15 protein-coding genes are annotated in these 15,307 nt (G+C 74.4%); 8 read left to right on the forward strand and 7 right to left on the reverse strand.

Going from position 1 to position 15,307, the window contains the following annotated elements; genetic code table 11:
• From ABWI07_RS34630 to ABWI07_RS34645, 4 genes are all read right to left on the reverse strand, one after another.
• Positions 1–1,806: VWA domain-containing protein (locus tag ABWI07_RS34630; protein ID WP_353821151.1), on the reverse strand; the 1,806-nt coding region annotated here is incomplete at its 3' end.
• Positions 1,803–2,378, reverse strand: coding sequence for a histidine phosphatase family protein (locus ABWI07_RS34635; RefSeq protein ID WP_235037248.1), 576 nt, complete (start codon positions 2,376–2,378; stop codon positions 1,803–1,805). The genes ABWI07_RS34630 and ABWI07_RS34635, both read right to left, overlap by 4 nt.
• Positions 2,359–3,117, reverse strand: a complete 759-nt coding sequence (locus ABWI07_RS34640; RefSeq protein WP_353821152.1) for a CbtA family protein — start codon at positions 3,115–3,117, stop codon at positions 2,359–2,361. Before ABWI07_RS34640 ends, ABWI07_RS34635 begins: the two co-directional genes overlap by 20 nt.
• 8 nt (positions 3,118–3,125) lie before the next feature.
• Positions 3,126–3,311, reverse strand: coding sequence for a CbtB domain-containing protein (locus ABWI07_RS34645; protein WP_149263190.1), 186 nt, complete (start codon positions 3,309–3,311; stop codon positions 3,126–3,128).
• A 367-nt stretch (positions 3,312–3,678) separates the two neighbouring features.
• Here ABWI07_RS34645 and ABWI07_RS34650 point away from each other — a divergent pair, with 367 nt between their 5' ends.
• Positions 3,679–4,608: a class I SAM-dependent methyltransferase gene (locus ABWI07_RS34650; RefSeq protein ID WP_353821153.1), complete on the forward strand. Its 930-nt coding sequence runs from the start codon at positions 3,679–3,681 to the stop codon at positions 4,606–4,608.
• Positions 4,609–4,812: 204 nt separating this feature from the next.
• On the opposite strand, the gene ABWI07_RS34655 is transcribed toward ABWI07_RS34650, so the two are convergent.
• A complete protein-coding gene (locus ABWI07_RS34655; RefSeq protein WP_353821202.1) occupies positions 4,813–5,601 on the reverse strand; it encodes an SAM-dependent methyltransferase in 789 nt (262 codons plus the stop codon).
• 129 nt (positions 5,602–5,730) lie between these two features.
• Here ABWI07_RS34655 and ABWI07_RS34660 point away from each other — a divergent pair, with 129 nt between their 5' ends.
• The 3 genes from ABWI07_RS34660 (at position 5,731) to ABWI07_RS34670 (ending at position 10,042) form a co-directional block, all read left to right on the forward strand.
• Positions 5,731–7,059 carry a cytochrome P450 gene (locus ABWI07_RS34660; RefSeq protein WP_353821154.1) on the forward strand — a complete coding sequence of 443 codons (1,329 nt, stop codon included), beginning with the start codon at positions 5,731–5,733 and terminating at the stop codon, positions 7,057–7,059.
• Between the two features lie 24 nt (positions 7,060–7,083).
• Positions 7,084–7,623, forward strand: a complete 540-nt coding sequence (locus ABWI07_RS34665) for a YciI family protein (RefSeq protein WP_353821155.1) — start codon at positions 7,084–7,086, stop codon at positions 7,621–7,623.
• Between the two features lie 115 nt (positions 7,624–7,738).
• Positions 7,739–10,042 carry an ATP-binding protein gene (locus ABWI07_RS34670; protein WP_353821156.1) on the forward strand — a complete coding sequence of 768 codons (2,304 nt, stop codon included), beginning with the start codon at positions 7,739–7,741 and terminating at the stop codon, positions 10,040–10,042.
• Positions 10,043–10,151: 109 nt separating this feature from the next.
• On the opposite strand, the gene ABWI07_RS34675 is transcribed toward ABWI07_RS34670, so the two are convergent.
• Positions 10,152–11,531: a glycosyltransferase family 4 protein gene (locus tag ABWI07_RS34675; RefSeq protein ID WP_149263194.1), complete on the reverse strand. Its 1,380-nt coding sequence runs from the start codon at positions 11,529–11,531 to the stop codon at positions 10,152–10,154.
• A gap of 115 nt (positions 11,532–11,646) precedes the next feature.
• On the opposite strand from ABWI07_RS34675, the gene ABWI07_RS34680 reads away from it, so the two are divergent.
• From ABWI07_RS34680 to ABWI07_RS34695, 4 genes are all read left to right on the forward strand, one after another.
• Complete coding sequence (locus ABWI07_RS34680; protein WP_160161123.1) at positions 11,647–12,324, forward strand: Crp/Fnr family transcriptional regulator; 678 nt, start codon at positions 11,647–11,649, stop codon at positions 12,322–12,324.
• Between the two features lie 290 nt (positions 12,325–12,614).
• Entirely contained in the window at positions 12,615–13,331 is a 717-nt protein-coding gene (locus tag ABWI07_RS34685; RefSeq protein WP_149263196.1) for a hypothetical protein, read from the forward strand.
• Positions 13,328–14,263 (forward strand): NPCBM/NEW2 domain-containing protein, encoded by a 936-nt coding sequence (locus ABWI07_RS34690; protein WP_353821157.1) that lies wholly within the window; start codon positions 13,328–13,330, stop codon positions 14,261–14,263. The genes ABWI07_RS34685 and ABWI07_RS34690 overlap by 4 nt, the downstream gene beginning before the upstream one ends.
• A gap of 17 nt (positions 14,264–14,280) precedes the next feature.
• Positions 14,281–14,730, forward strand: coding sequence for a hypothetical protein (locus ABWI07_RS34695; protein ID WP_149263198.1), 450 nt, complete (start codon positions 14,281–14,283; stop codon positions 14,728–14,730).
• A 72-nt stretch (positions 14,731–14,802) separates the two neighbouring features.
• Here the strand turns inward: ABWI07_RS34695 and ABWI07_RS34700 are convergent, their stop codons facing one another.
• On the reverse strand, positions 14,803–15,138 hold the full coding sequence (locus tag ABWI07_RS34700; RefSeq protein ID WP_149263199.1) for a hypothetical protein: 336 nt from the start codon (positions 15,136–15,138) through the stop codon (positions 14,803–14,805).
• Positions 15,139–15,307 lie beyond the last annotated feature (169 nt).

Here is a 15,307-nt window from a genome sequence, read left to right on the forward strand (position 1 = left end):
GGCGAGCCCGGCGGCGAGCGGCGTGCGGCCCCCGGTGGCCAGGGCCCGCAGCCGCGCCGCGCCCGCCTCGACCGACGACGTCGGCGGCAGGACGAGGTCGGCGGCGCGCCCCCGGAAGGTGATCAGGCCGACCTTGTCGCGGCGCTGGTAGGCGTCCAGCAGCAGGCTCAGCACGGCCGTCTTCACCGTCTCCATGCGGCGGCGCGCGGCCATCGAGCCGCTGGCGTCCACGACGAACAGCACCAGGTTGCCCTCGCGGCCCTCGCGGACCGCCTCCCGCAGGTCGTCCGGGCGCAGCACGAGGCCCGCGCCGGACCGGCCGCGCGCCCGCTGCCGCGGTGCGGCGGCCAGCAGCGTCGCCACCACGTGGGGGTCGCGGACCTTCGCCGCCGGACGGCGCGCCCCGGTGACCCGGCCCCGGGCCGTCCGCGACCGCGACCGCCGTCCCGCGGAGCCCTCGCCCACGCCCGGCACCTCCAGCAGCGGCACCGCGTGCGGCGCCGCGACCGAGGCGACCCGCTCGCCGCCCCCGCCGCCGGACCGCTCCTCCTGCGCCAGGTCCGCGTCCTGCGACGGGCCCCTGTTCTGCGACAGGCCCGCGTCATCTGACGAGCCTGCGTTCCGCTCGGGGCTCGCGTCCCGTGACGGGCTCGCGCTCTGCTCCCGGCTCGCGTTCTGCTCCCTGTTCGTGTCCTGCTCCGGGCTTGGGTTCTGCGACGGGCCCTGCCCTCCGCCCTGCGGAGGGGAAGAGGGCTCGCCGCCGCCTCCGCCGTCCGGGGGAGGGTCGTCGCCGGGGGAGGTGCTGTCGAGCAGCTCGTCGAGCAGCGACTCGTCCAGGCCCGGCGCGTCGAAGGGGTCCCGCCGGCGCCGGTGCGGCAGCGACAGCCGGGCGGCCGCGCGCACGTCCTCGGCCGTCACCTTGTCGCGCCCCCGCCACGCGGCGTGCGCGAGCGCGGCGTTCGCCGTGACGAGGTCGGCGCGCAGACCGTCGACCTCGAAGCCCGCGCACACGGCCGCGATCTGCTCCAGCCGCTCGTCCGGCAGCCGGACCCCGGTGAGCCTCTCCCGCGCGGCCGCGATGCGCCCCGCCAGTTCGGCCTCGGCGTCCCGCCAGCGCGCGGCGAACGCGGCGGGGTCGGCCTCGAAGGCCAGCCGCCGCCGGACGACCTCGGCCCGCTCCCGCGGGTCCCGCGACGCCCGCACCTCGACCGTCAGCCCGAAGCGGTCGAGGAGCTGGGGACGCAGCTCGCCCTCCTCGGGGTTCATCGTCCCGACCAGCAGGAACCGGGCCGCGTGCCGCACCGACACCGACTCGCGCTCCACGTAGCAGGTGCCGAGCGCGGCGGCGTCCAGCAGCAGGTCGACCAGGTGGTCGTGCAGCAGGTTCACCTCGTCCACGTACAGGACGCCGCGGTGCGCCGCCGCGAGCAGGCCCGGCTCGAACGCCTTGACGCCCTCGGTCAGGGCCCGCTCGACGTCCAGCGACCCGGCGAGCCGGTCCTCCGAGGCGCCCACCGGCAGCTCCACCAGCGCGGACGGCCGGCGCTCGGCCGGTCCGCCCGGCTCGTGCGGGCCGTCCGGGCAGGACGGGTCGGGCGCCGCCGGGTCGCACGCGAACCGGCAGCCCGCCACCGTGTCCACGGCGGGGAGCTGCCCGGCGAGGGCCCGCACGATCGTCGACTTGGCCGTGCCCTTCTCACCGCGCACCAGCACACCCCCCACCCGTGGCGAGACGGCGTTGAGCAGCAGCGCCAGCTTCAGGTCGTCCAGCCCGACGACGGCGCTGAACGGATAGGCGACGTTCACACCTGGACCTTCCGGTTGACGTGGGCGACCCGCCAGCCGTTCCCGGCGGGGGTGAGCCTCGTGGTGGACAGCGGCGCGACGTCGAACCGGTCGGCCGCGAGGACGTCGACGCGCAGCGCATGGGCGAGCGCGGCACGGATCACGCCCGCGTCGCAGACGGCGATGCCGGACGGCCCGGTGCCGAGCCACGCCGCGACCCGCGCCGCGAGGGCGGACCGGCTCTCGCCGCCGTGGGGCGCGGCGTCCGGATCCGCCAGCCAGGCGGCCAGCGCGTCCGGGGCGATGTCCGCGTAGTGGACGCCGGCCCAGGTACCCGGGTCGGCCTCGGCGAGCGCCGCGACCGGGCGGGCGGCGAGGCCGAGCGCGGTGCAGGTCTCCCGGGCGGCGCGGGCGGGCGAGGTCCACGCGTCGCCGTCCGGGAGCGCGCCCGCCAGCGCCTCCGCCCTGGCCAGGCCGGCCGGGTCGGCGGCGTCGCCGGCGGGGAAGCGGGCCTGCCGCATCCCCGCCGACGTGGCGTGCCGGACGAGCAGCAGCCCGGTCAGCCCGGCCCGCTCACGCCGGGGCCGGGGCACGGGCGGCCCGGTCGCAGAACCACCCGAACAGGGTTCCGAAGGACGCCCAGAACACCAGCTGGGTCCCCAGCGAGGTGATGCGGAACTGCCACAGCAGCGTGGCCGGGAACCCGTCCGGTACCTCGTCCACGGCCGGGAGGAGCAGCGACGCCACCGCCACCGGGACGACGAACGCCAGCACGGCCGCGGGCCAGCGCGCCCACGGTCCGCCGCGCACGCTTCGCGCCGTCGTCACCGCGATCGCGGTCGACAGCAGCCCGACCCCGATCATCGCCAGGTACAGCACGGTCCGGGTGTTGATCGTCTCCGGATCGCCCACCGCGGGCGGGTTCGCCGGATACTTCAGGAACGGCACGACGATGACGGCGGCGAAGGCCGTCCCGGCGGCGGCGAGGGCGAGCCCGGCGTCCGAGCGCGGCCCCACGCGTCCCCGCAGGCCCGCGAAGACGAGCGCGAAGACGCCGCCCACCGCGAGCCCGTAGAGGCCCGTGGCGAGGAAGAGCCCGGCCTTCTGCGTGCCGCGGCCGACCTCCCCGCCGTGCTCGTGTGCTCCCTCGTGTTCGTGTGTCGCGGTCTCGTGCTCGTGTGTCGTGGTCTCGTGCTCGTGCGTCGCGGCGGCCTTCTCCAGGGCGATCGCGTCGTCCACGCGGGGCTCGCCGACCGCGAAGGCGAAGACGCCCGCGACGAGACCGGCCAGCAGGCCCAGAAGCAGGCCCCTGACCAGCAGGGTGCGCACCATGCGGCGGCCTAGTGGCAGGGCACGCCGAGCAGGTGCCGCCCGTCGTGCATCAGCTCGTGGAGGTATCCGCCGGTCTGCGAGACGGCGCCGTTGTCCATGAGGACGAGGTAGCCGAGGAGCAGCAGCGCGGGCACTGCGAGCAGCCAGGGAACGAGGCGGGAGAGGGGGATGTGCGGAGCCGACAGCGTGCTCACGGAGCCTCCGTAGGGGATCTAGCGCGTCCCGGACAATGAGGTCGCGATCACCCGAGCGACCTGGCTCCCGGGATCGGCGTCCCGGATACAGTGGCGCGTCCGCACCGGCATCTCACCGGATTTCCCTCGGGCAACCGTGAATCAGCCGCACGCTACGGGCCGGGTGAGCGCCCTGTCAACAGCGCCCCACCGGCGGCGCCCCCGGCGGCTCGGGGCCGCCGGGGCCCCGCCACCGGCGGCCACCAGGGCGGACCGAGGGTGCCAAGTGCCCGATATCCAGCTTTGTTGCCATGAAGAGGGACTCACCTATCATGGCGAATTCGTCTCGCGTCCCCTGCTCCCGAAACCCGACGTTGGAGCCCCGTACATGATCAGCCCAGAGACCGCGCCCCCCGCCTCCCCCGCCGCCCCCTCCTCCCTCGACGACGTCAAGGGGTGGTTCCCCAAGCTCGACCAGCTCCTGTTCACCTGGTTCCTGGAACGCCAGGAGCGCCTCGGCGAGCGCGGGGACCTGGTGGAGCTCGGCTCCTACCTCGGCAAGAGCGCCATCCTGATGGGACGCCACCTGCGGGACGGCGAGACCTTCACGGTGTGCGACCTGTTCGACACCGACGCGCCGGACGACTCCAACCAGGCGGAGATGCAGGGGTCGTACTCCACCCTGACCCGCCGGGCGTTCGAGTCGAACTACCGCGCCTTCCACGACCGCCTCCCCGAGATCGTCCAGGGCCCGACCTCGCTGATCCTGGACCACGTCCAGCCCGAGACCTGCCGGTTCGTGCACGTGGACGCGTCCCACCTGTACGAGCACGTGCGGGCCGACATCGAGGCGGCGCACGTGATGCTCCCCGCCGGGGGCCTGATCGTGTGCGACGACTACCGGTCCGAGCACACCCCCGGAGTGTCCGCGGCGGTGTGGGGCGCGGTGGCCGCCGGCGGGCTGCGCCCGATCTGCGTCACGACGCAGAAGTTCTACGGCACGTGGGGCGACGCCGACACCGTCCAGGACGACCTCCTCGACTGGCTGGGGACGCGGGACGACGCCTGGCACGAGGTCCAGCAGGTCGCCGGACGGCGGCTCGTCCGCCTCAAGGGCAAGGGGGCGACGCGCCCCTACAACGAGGCGGGCCGGCTGAAGGAGCGGCTCGCGCAGGCGGAGAAGCGGCTCGCGCGTTCGGAGGAGAGGCTGGCCCGCGCCCAGAAGGAACTGGAGGCCGTCCGCGGCTCGGTGAGCTTCAGGGTCGGCCGCGCGGCCACCGCCCTCCCTCGCGCCCTGCGCGGCGGACGGAAGGCGTAGGCGTTCCATCGGCGCGCCGATGGAACGCTCCTCGGAACGGCGCGCCGATGCGATGCCGGCGTGCGCCTCGGCCTTCCCCGCATACCGCGCCCCGCGTGGAAGGGGGTGCGCCGAGGCGGAGCGCCCTATCCCTGCAAGGGGTCCTTAACCCATTTTGCCGGGCTTGTCCGAAAAGCACGTCACAATGGCCGGCGGATCCGAGTTTCAGGGCTTTCGCCCCACCCCCGCGTAGCACCATTGGCGGTCCGCCGCCGGCGGCACGGTCGTCCCCGGATCGGGGCGCCACATCGACAGGGTCGTAAGGCCCGGGTCCACGAGCTCGAAACCGTCGAACAGCCGCGTGACGGCCGCGCGGCCGCGCAGGGTGATCTGGTAGGTGGCCCGCTCGTACACCGCGCCCGCGTCCCGGACCCGCTTGTCGGCGTCGAAGTCGCCGGTCACGTGCGACACCGCCAGGTAGCTGCCGGGCGCGATCGCGTCGCGGAGCCGCGCCACGATCCCGGGCGGGTCGTCGCCGTCGCCGATGAAGTGCAGCACCGCCAGCATCAGCACGGCGACCGGCCGGTCGAAGTCGATGAGCCCGGTCACCTCGGGGTCGGCCAGGATCTCGCCCGGCCTGCGCGCGTCGCCCTGGATGACGGTCACCTGCGGCGTCCCGGCCAGCAGCGCCCGCCCGTGGACCAGCACGACCGGCTCCACGTCGACGTACACGACGCGGGCGTCGGGCGCGACCTGGTGGGCGATCTCGTGCACGTTGCCCTGGGTGGGCAGGCCGGAGCCGATGTCGATGAACTGGCGGATCCCCGACTCGGCGAGGAACCGCACCGCGCGCCGCAGGAACGCGCGGTTCTCGCGCGCCATGAGCGGGGTGTCGGGGGCGTGCCGGACGACCTCCTCCACGGCCTCCCGGTCGGCGGCGTAGTTGTCCTTCCCGCCCAGGAGGTAGTCGTACATTCGCGGAACGTTCGGCGTGTGCGGATCGACGGTGTCCAGCGTCCTCTCCCCGGCTTGCGGCGCCGCGACTTTCCGCCCGGGAAATGTCGCGAAGTTACCCGTGACATGTAAGCATTGCGATCAACTCGGAAACAACCGAAACGACGATGCCAACGCGGGAGAGCGCGAATGCGAGTCGACGCCGGCACCCCTTCCCAGATCCCGGGACCGCCCGCCCGGGACGACGGCTCCGCCGCCATCGCGGCGGCCGGAGGGCTGCACGAGTACCAGTTGAGGCTGCACGCCGAGTACGGGCCGGTGGTGCGGTTCCCGCTGCCCGGTGCCGGCCTCGCGGTGTCGGTCGCCGACCCGGTGCTGCTGGAGGCCACCGCGAAGATCAACAAGCGGCCGGAGAGGCTGTTCGAGTTCCTGGCGCCGCTCCAGGAGTCGGGCAACCTGCAGACGATCCCGGCGGACGAGCACGGCCCCTGGCGGCGGGTGATGCTGTCGGTGCTGGCCGGGCGCCCCTCGCACGAGGCGCACTTCGCCCGCTTCACCGCGCTGGCCGCCGAGCTGGCCGACCGCTGGCAGGCGCATGACGGCCCGATCGCGCTCCAGCAGGACCTGAGCGAACTGTCGCTGCGCATGATCTGCCAGTACGCGCTCGGCAGCGGCCTGGAGTCGCCGGACTCGGCCGCGCGGGTCGTGTCGGCGTTCGAGACCGTCCTCACCGAGTACATGGGCCAGGCCGGGGACGGGGAGGGTAGCCGCGCCCAGGAGGCCCTGGCCTACCTGCGCGCCACCGTCGACCAGGTGCTCACCGCGCACCGCGAGCGCGGCTCCGAGCCGGCCGGCCGGAGCGACCTCATCGCGGCCCTCGCCGAGGCGGGCGAGTCCCCGGCGCGGATCCGCGACACGGTCCTCATGACGATGCTCGCCGCCCACCACACCACCGGCGTCGCCATCTCCTGGACGCTGTACCTGCTGGGCCGCCACCCGGACGCCGCCGAGCGCGTCGTCGAGGAGCTGGACCGGGCGCTCGGCGACCGCCCCGTCCCCGAGTACGGCGACCTCAAGCAGCTCACCTACCTGGACATGGTCCTCCGCGAGACCATGCGGCTGTACCCGCCGGGACCGTACGGCGCGCGGGAGGCGACCGAGGACATCGTGCTCGGCGAGTACACCGTCCCGGCCGGCACCACGATCTTCTATCCGTTCTGGGCCGTGCACACGAACCCCGACCACTGGCCCGACCCGCAGACGTTCGACCCCGGCCGGTTCGCGCCGGAGGCGTCGGCCGGGCGCCCGCGCCTCGCCTACATCCCCTTCGGGATCGGCCCGCGCAGCTGCGAGGGCGCCGCGCTCGCGATGGTCGAGGCCCAGCTCGTCCTGGCCGTCCTGCTCAAGCGCCTCGCGTTCCGGCCGGTGCCCGACCGGACGGTCACGCCCATCGAACGCTTCGTCCTCTGGGCCGCCGAGGACATCCACATGACCGTCAGTCCGCGCGAGCCCGCCTGACCCCGCAGCTGGTAGAAATCACGAATGGAATTCTTCTGCTATCACCGTGACCGTCCCGGCTCGGGAGGATTGCGCGTCGAGCTGCTGGAGGAGCACTGGTCTTACATGGACCGGTTCGAGAAGGAGCTGATCGCCCGGGGCCCCACCTTCGTGGGGGACGACGCCACCGGCAGCGTCCACATCGTCGACCTGCCGGATCCCGCCGCGGCCCGCGAGTTCGCCTTCGACGAACCGTGCTACCAGGCCGGGGCGTACCGGGACGTCATGATCCGCCGGTGGCGCAACACGCTGGGCCGCACGATGTGGGAGTTCCCCGGCGGCCGGACCGGCGGCGACCGCTTCCTCGTCATCGGCCTGGGGGAGGGGGAGGCCGCCGACCTGGAGGCGCCGCCGAACGACGACCTGATCGCCTTCGGCCCCCTGCTCTCCGACGACGGCTCCGCCTGGCTCGGCACGGCCGCCCTCCTCCGCGCCCCGGACGCGGACACGGCCCGCGCCGTCCTGACCGAGGACCGCTACGCCGCCATCGAGGTCCATGCCTGGGAGTTCGGCGGCCGCCGCTGAGGCCCCGCGCCGCTCGGACCTCTTCCGGCCAGCGAAGTCACCGCGAAGGGAGGTTGAGCCGGAATGGCCCGTAATACGCTGAGCCCGCTGTGGGGAGAGACGAGCGCGGAGGGCCATGGTGTCTCGCAGGCCCGCCGACGACCCGGGGGAGATGCGGCGCGAGCTGGCCCAGCAGCTGAACCACCTCCTCTTCGACCGGGAGCGGCGGCAGGGGCGCGGAGTGGACCGCGCGGAGCTGGCCCGGCGGACCAACGTCTCGCGGAGCAGCGTCTACGCCTATCTGAACGGCACGACGCTGCCGCCCACCTCCGTCCTCGACCAGCTGCTCACCGCCCTGGACGCGGGCGGCGAGGCGCGCCGCCGGCTGAGCACGCTGCGCGACGAGATCGAGGTCGCGCAGCAGCGCGGACCGCGCGGCGCCGAGGCGGCGGTGCCGCGCCAGCTGCCGTGCGTGACGGAGCGCTTCACCGGGCGGGACGCCCAGCTCGCCCGGCTCGCGGCCCTGCTGGAGGACCCGGGCGGCGTCACCACGACGATCGCCGCGATCGACGGCGCGCCCGGGGTCGGCAAGACCACGCTGGCCCTGTGGTGGGCGCACCGGGTGAAGGAGCGCTACCCGGACGGCCAACTGCACATCGACCTGCGCGGTTTCGATCCGGAGGGCCCGCTCGACCCGGGTGAGGCGCTGCACCGGTTCCTGCACGCGCTGGGCGCCGCGCCGGAGTCGATCCCGGACGGCCTCGACGAGAAGAGCGCGCTCTACCGCACCCTCCTGGCCGGCCGGAGGACGCTGGTCGTGCTGGACGACGCGAGGTCGTCCGACCAGGTCCGGCCCCTGCTGCCCGGCACCCGCCACAGCCTGGTGATCGTCACCAGCCGGGACCGGCTCGACGGCCTGGTGGTGCGGGAGGGCGCGCATCGCGTCACCGTTCCGGTGCTGCCCCGCGCGGAGGCGCGCGAGCTGCTGCGGCGCTGGCTCGGCCCGGCGCGGGTCGCCGCCGAGACCGGCGCCGCGGACGAGTTGATCGACCTGTGCGCCGGGCTGCCGCTCGCGCTATGCGTGGTCGTGGCCCGCGCCGCCGACCGCCCGGACTGGCGGCTCGCCGCCCTCGCGTCCCGGTTACGCGAGGCGCCCGACCGGCTCGGCGCGCTGGGGGAGGGCTCCCTCGACCTCGACCCGCGCACGGTGTTCCGCACCTCCTACGCGTTGCTCCCCGAGCGGGCGGCCCGGCTCTTCCGGCTGATCGGGCCCTACCCCGACGTCGACGCCCACGCCTGCCGGGCACTGCTCGGCGCCGGCGGGCCGCCGGCCGCCGAACTCGACGCCCTGACCCGCGCCAACCTCCTCACCGAGGGTGCCCTCGGCCGGTTCTCCGCCCACGACCTGCTGCGGGAGTTCGCCCGCGAGCTGGCCGGCGGCGACCCCGCGGAAGAACGCGGGAAGGCGACGGAGCGCCTCCTCGACCACTACCTGGGCACCGCGGTCCGGGCCGCCCGGGCGCTCGAGCCGTGCCGGGAGGCCGACCTCCCGCCCGCCGTCCCGGATCGCCCCGGCCCCCCGCTCCGGGACCGGCCGGAGGCGATGGCGTGGTTCGCCGCCGAGATGCCCGCGCTCCAGGCCGCGATGAGGCAGGCCGCGGCCGAGGGCTTCGACCGGCACGTCTGGGGGCTCGCCTGGGCCGCGACCGTCTTCCTGCGCCGCAGCGGGCGGCGCGCCGAGAGGGTGGCGCTGCACCGGATCGGGCTGGAGGCCGCGCTGCGCGCCGGGGACCGCGCCGTCCAGGCCACCTCGATGCGGCTCCTCGGCGACGGGCTGACCAGGCTGGGCCGGCAGGACGAGGCGCTGCCGCTGCTGCGGACGTCGCTGGCGGAGTGCTCGGCCATCGGCGACGCCAGGGGCGTCTTCCAGGCGCACCTGTCGCTCACCCGGCTGCACGACTCCCTGGGCGACCTACCCGAGGCGCTCGGGCAGGCGGAGCGGGCGCTGCGCGCGTCCACCGCGGTCGGCGACCTGCTGGCCCGCGCCGACGGGCTGACCCACGTGACGAAGCAGCGCGAGCGGCTCGGCCGGCACGAGGAGGCCCTGCCGCTCGGGCGCAGGGCTCTCGCCCTGTACCGGCGGCTCGGCTACGCGGAGGGCGAGGCCGACGCGCTGCGGTGCCTCGGACGGATCGAGCGGCGGCTGAACCGGCCGGAACAGGCGGTCGCGCTGTTCGAGCGGTCGCTGGAGCTCGACCGCCTGCTCGGCGACCGCTTCTGGACCGCGCACGTCCTGCGGGACCTCGCCGCGGCCCACGAGGCGGCCGGAAACCCGGCCCTGGGCCGGACGTACCGCGCGGAGGCGGCGGCCATGTTCGAGGCGATGGGGCAACCGCTCGCCGACCCGGCCCGTGCGGGGGCGGAGGACGAGGCGTCCTAGCGGCGCCGCCGTCCAGAGCCGTCCAGCGGCTTCCAGCCTCGGCCCGGACCGGGCCCGCCTTCTGCTCTCCTGGAGGCCGGTTGGGCGAAGGCGGGCCATGGCGGATCGGTCACAGGACGGTGAGCAGGCGGTCGACCGCCATGGCCCAGCTCGCCTTCTCGGCGAGGGCCCGGCGGGCGCGGGCCGCCCGGGCGAAGGCGGCCTCGCGGTCGCCCATCACCGCGGCGATGCGGTGGCCCCAGGCGGGCACGTCCTCCTCCACCCGGTGCCGCACCGGCACGACGAGCGCGCCGGCGTGGTCCGGCGCCACCTTCGCCACCTGCTCCGCCAGCCCGCTGTTGGCGCTGATCAGCGCGGGCGTCCCGTTGACGATCGCCTCGTGCCCGACCAGCCCGTAGCCCTCCACCAGGGAGGGCATCAGCAGCAGGCTGGCCCGGTCCAGGTCCTCCTGGATCGCGGCGGTCTCGGCGGAGTACGGGCGCACCGTCACGGAGGCGGAGGGGTCGCCGATCCAGCCGAGCACCTGCGTGCGCAGCGCCTGCTCGGTGCCGGCGGGGGTTCCGCGCACGAGCAGCTCCCAGTCCGCGGCGCCCGCGTACAGCCCGCGCGCCCGGCCGATCGCCCTGGCGGCCAGATCCACCCCCTTGAGCCGCACGTCGTCCATCCGGCCCATGATCATGACCAGCGGGCGACCGGCCCGGATCCCGCGCTCGGGCGGCCCGGCCATGTCGAAGCCCGGATCGAGCTGGATCAGCCTGGCGCGGTGCCCGTCGCGGCCCGCCGGCAGGTCCCGCGCCAGCCAGCCGTGCAGCCGCGGCCCCACGGGCACGGCGGCGGTGGCGTCGCGGGCGAGGTCCAGTTCGATGCGGCTGCGCGTGTCCGCCCGCAGGCCGGCGTCGTTCCCGCCGTCGAGCTTGTACCACTCGATCTCGTCGGGGGCCATGTGGACGAGGTGGAACCGGGCGGCGCGGGGATAGTGGTCCTCGGTGACCGCGTTCGCGATCGGGCCGGTCACCCGGCCGTGCCCGATGACCGCGTCCGGCTCCGTCCCCGGCGGGAGGGGCGGCCTGCGCATCAGAGCCTCGCGCTCGCTCGTCCCGGGGCTCCGCCGCGCCTCCAGCAGGCGGACGCCGGAAGCCGCCGCGTCGGCCCGCTCCTCGGCGGAGGCGCCGGGCACCAGGCAGTGCACCTCCGCCCCCGCCGCGGCCAGCGCCGCACACAGGTGGCGGTTGAGCGAGCTCAGGCCGCCGCGCGCGGGGAACCACTCGTCCGCGATCACGAGAACGCGCTTGGGCGCCGCCGCGCGCCGGGCTCCGTTCCGGAGGGCGGCACGTTCGGCGCCGCCGGAATCCCCGCCGGCGCGGGCGGATTCCTCGGCGGCCCGGCCGGCGCTCCCGTCGCCGTGGTCGGCGTCCTTGTCGGCGTGGTCGAGGTCCTCAGCGACATGGTCGATGTTCCACCGGCGCTTTCGCGGGCTGTCATTGCTCATTCGACGCTCGTCCGATGCTCGTCAACAGGAGAACGGCCCCGGCCCCCGCTGGGCGGGCGCGGTAAAGGGGCGACCACTGCGGCCGACGGCGGCCGATAAGGAAGGTACCAGGAGAATGACGTCGCTTATGGGCGGGGAGCTGGCGGGGCGTCCTTTCCTTCAGCAGTTGCGCGCCGAGGAAAAGCGGGAACTGATCTCCGCCGGCGTCGTCCGGCTCGTTCCGGCGGGTGCCGGCATCTACAGCGAGGGACGCCGCTCACCGAGGATCGCGATCCTGTTGACCGCGCACGCGGAGGTGGTGACGCGCGCGTGCGAGGGGGAGCGGTGGCTCGCGTCGCGGGTACCGGGCGACATCCTCGGCGAGCTGTCGCTGGTCGACGGCCGGCCGCACTCCGCCACGGTGCGGATCGTCCGGCCGGGGCAGGTCGTGCAGCTCTCGCACGAGGCGTTCGACCGGGTGATGCGGCGGCACGAGGGCATCACCCGCGCGCTGCTGCGGGTGCTGGCCCATCGGCTGCGCAGCGCCGACGCGATCAGGGGGACCGACCGCGGGCCGACGCTGGTCCGGGTGGCGAACCTGCTGGCCCGCCCGGCCGTCGGCGCGGGCGGGGCGCCGGTCCGGTTCCAGCGGGAGATCGCCGAGGTGCTGGGGGTGTCGCGCAGCTCGGTGGTCCGGGCGCTGACCGAGCTCAGGAGGCGCGGCCTCGTCGTCACCGGTCACGGGACCGTCAGCGTGGCCGACCCCGCAGGGCTCGCGCGACTCCTGGAGGAGGCCGGCCAGCGGAAGTGCTGAATGGCGCAAGTGCGCCATTTCCCCGGCCGATCTCCCTGCGTTCCTCCGGCCTCCGGTGCGCGGGGCCGGCCCTTTCAAGATCAGTGATCAATTATCTGGCCTGCGGTTTCATGGGGAATGGCGGAAATTTTCGCTTCCCTGCCGGAGCGGGGCACAAGCTACCCGGCCCGCACGCCGCCCGCGCCTTGGGGGGACTGAGCAAGATGAAGGCGAATCGGACGCCTTTCGGTCAGGAGTCCGCGGGGCCGAGCCGAAATGCGGCTCGCGATACCACAGGAGGTCGCCCGAGCATGACCGAGTATCCGCAGACCGCGGTGATGGCGGTCGCCGATATGAAGGGCAGCGCGTCCCGCAACGACATGGGGAGGCGCTGGGCGCGGCAGGAGATGTACGCCTGGCTGGAGCAGGCGCTGGGGTCGGCGTGGACGGCGTGCGTCCACCTCGACCGGGGGGACGGGGTCCTCATGCTGTGGCCGCTTTCGGTGCCGGATCCGGTGCCGCCGAAGGTCATCGTCTCCGGGCTGCTGCGGTTGTCGAGCACGGCGCCCACCGGACCCCACCCGCCGCGGCTGCGCGTCGCGGTCAACATCGGGCAGGCGTTCCAGGACGAGTACGGGTTCGTCGGTGCCGGCGTCGACGAGACCTTCCGGCTGAACGAGGCCCGCGTCCTGAGGGCGGCCCTCGCGCAGGCGGACGGCCCGGTCGCCTACCTGCTCTCCGAAACCGTCCACAAGACCGTCGTCGGGTACGGCTACGAGGACCTCGACCCCGCCGCCTTCCACCCCACCGTGGTGAGGGAGAAGGAGTCGACGCTGCGGGCGTGGCTCCATGTGCCTTGTGAGGACGGGATCGCGGCGAGGCTGGCCGCCGAGGGCGGCGAGCCCGTCGAACGTCCGGCCGACCGTGCGGGCGACGCGCCGCGGCCGCCCAGCGGGGTCTACCTGAACATCGGGGGGGACGCGAGGATCTCCGACTCGACGATCGCGGGGAGGGATCTGTACCTATGACGACCAGGGCCCGATCGGGCGACGGCGTGGGAGTGGAGGCGTCCATGGGCGGGCCCCGCCCCCGCCGTGCGCGCCGTGCGCTGCTGAAGGCGGTGCTGGTGCTGCTGCTGTGCCTGGGCGCCGGAGCGGCGGGCCGGATATTCGGCGGCGACTGGGTGTGGGCCGGGTTCGCCGGTGCGCTGATGCTGACGGCCGTGATCGTCCTGCGGGGCGCATGGCAGCCGGCGCCGAGCGGTGCCGGGCGCGGGAGCATCAGCGCGCAGGCGGCCGGGCGGGACGCGCACATGACCCACAACCGCAGCTTCACGCTGAACGCGGGAGGGTTCAGCGCGGTCGTGGGCGCGGCGTTCATCATCGTGCTCAACGGGGCGCTGGTCGCGCACGTGTCGACGGAGGTGCCCGGCGGACGCTACTACCGGCCGGAGAACACGGAGACCGTTCAGCGGAAGCCGCCCGCCACCGCCGTCGAACCGGTCTTCCTGCGCGACCTGCCCGAGGAGCAGATCCGCGTCTCCACCGGCGGTTCGGCGCCCCAAGCCGGGGCGCGCCTCGCCGGGCGGCAGTGCGCCCGCAGCGTCTTCATGCCGGTGTCCGAGGTCGGCCGCGCCCGCCTCATCGTCCTGACTCCCAGCAAGCGGTACAAGCGCTTCACGGCGCTGGCCGGCATGCCGGACGACGAGGACGTGAGGGCGAGCACCGAGTTCGCCCTGCTCGGTGACGATCAGAGGGTGATCGACCACAAGACGGTGAGCCCGGGCAAGCCGGCCGAGTTCGACCAGGACGTCTCGGCCTACGCCACCCTCTACCTGAGAGTCACGCTGATCACCTCCAGGAACGGCAGCGAGTACGGCGGCGACTACAGGGCGGTCTGGGGGGACGCGCAGCTCCTGGCCCCGAACGGGCAGGCCCGCGTCTGCCCGACGTCCGCATGAACGGGAGGGAGGCCCCCATGCGGGCGGAGAGACTGGCGTCCGAGGCCGTCGAGGTGCTCGCCGCGGCCGTCGTGGACCCGGCGGCCGCGGCGGGCGCGGCCGATCTGCACGACCTGGTCAGGCGGTGGTTCCTGCTGCACGACCGGCTGGCGGCGTTCGAGGTGTTCGCCGCGGACCCGCGGCGCGACGAGGGGGTGCGGGCACTGCTGCGCCAGGGCGCCGAGCGTGACGAGGCCTTCGCCCGATCACTGGACGCCGCGATCGAGCGCGCCCGCCCGCAGCCCCAGAGCAACAGCGTGCGCATGGACGTCCGAGACGTCAGCGGAGGGACGTTCCAGGCGTCGGGGCGCGACACCTATCGGAACAGCAACATCGAGATAGGCGGCGGCATCTCCCTCCTCGCCGTGGCCGTCATCGGGCTCCTCCTGCTGGCGGTCGTCGTGCTCGGCTTCGCCGCCCAGCACTGACGGCGGCCGGATCACCGTCGATCCGGCCGCCGTCGGGACGCCCCGGCCGCCGTGAGCGGCCGGGTGCGGTGTTCAGCCGGTCCTGCACTCCGCCCGTATCGGGAGGGCGCGGTACTCGGCCTCCATCGGCCGGTAGGAGTCCGACTCGCCCATCTTCTTGAGCGCCGGCCCCGCCTGCCGCACCGAGGCGTTCCCCTCGTAGCGCTCGGCGGTGTCGCCGAGGTCCCGCAGCGCGTCGAACACCCCCTTGTTGGAGAGGAAGTGCGGCCGCGAGACCTCTTTCTGGTACTTGCCGTACGCGTCGCAGAGGTCCTTCCTCGACGCCGGCCCGCCACCGCAGCCGGCGAGGAGCGCCAGCACGACGCCGCCGGCCGTCACACGGCGGAGAAAACGGTTCGGTACGGCCATGCCGTCCCCCATTCCTGGATCTTCACCGTGCGGTGTTGACCTCTGCGCACGATGGCTCCATAACGGCCCAACTTTCGCGCTATCGGGATAGGTGGGTCAACGCCGTAAATAGCGAACTCTCATCCCGCGCCGAAATCGATCACGGCGATACCGCGACGGCGTCGCCGAC

This window comes from Actinomadura sp. NPDC000600, assembly GCF_040492135.1.
Taxonomy (GTDB): domain Bacteria; phylum Actinomycetota; class Actinomycetes; order Streptosporangiales; family Streptosporangiaceae; genus Spirillospora.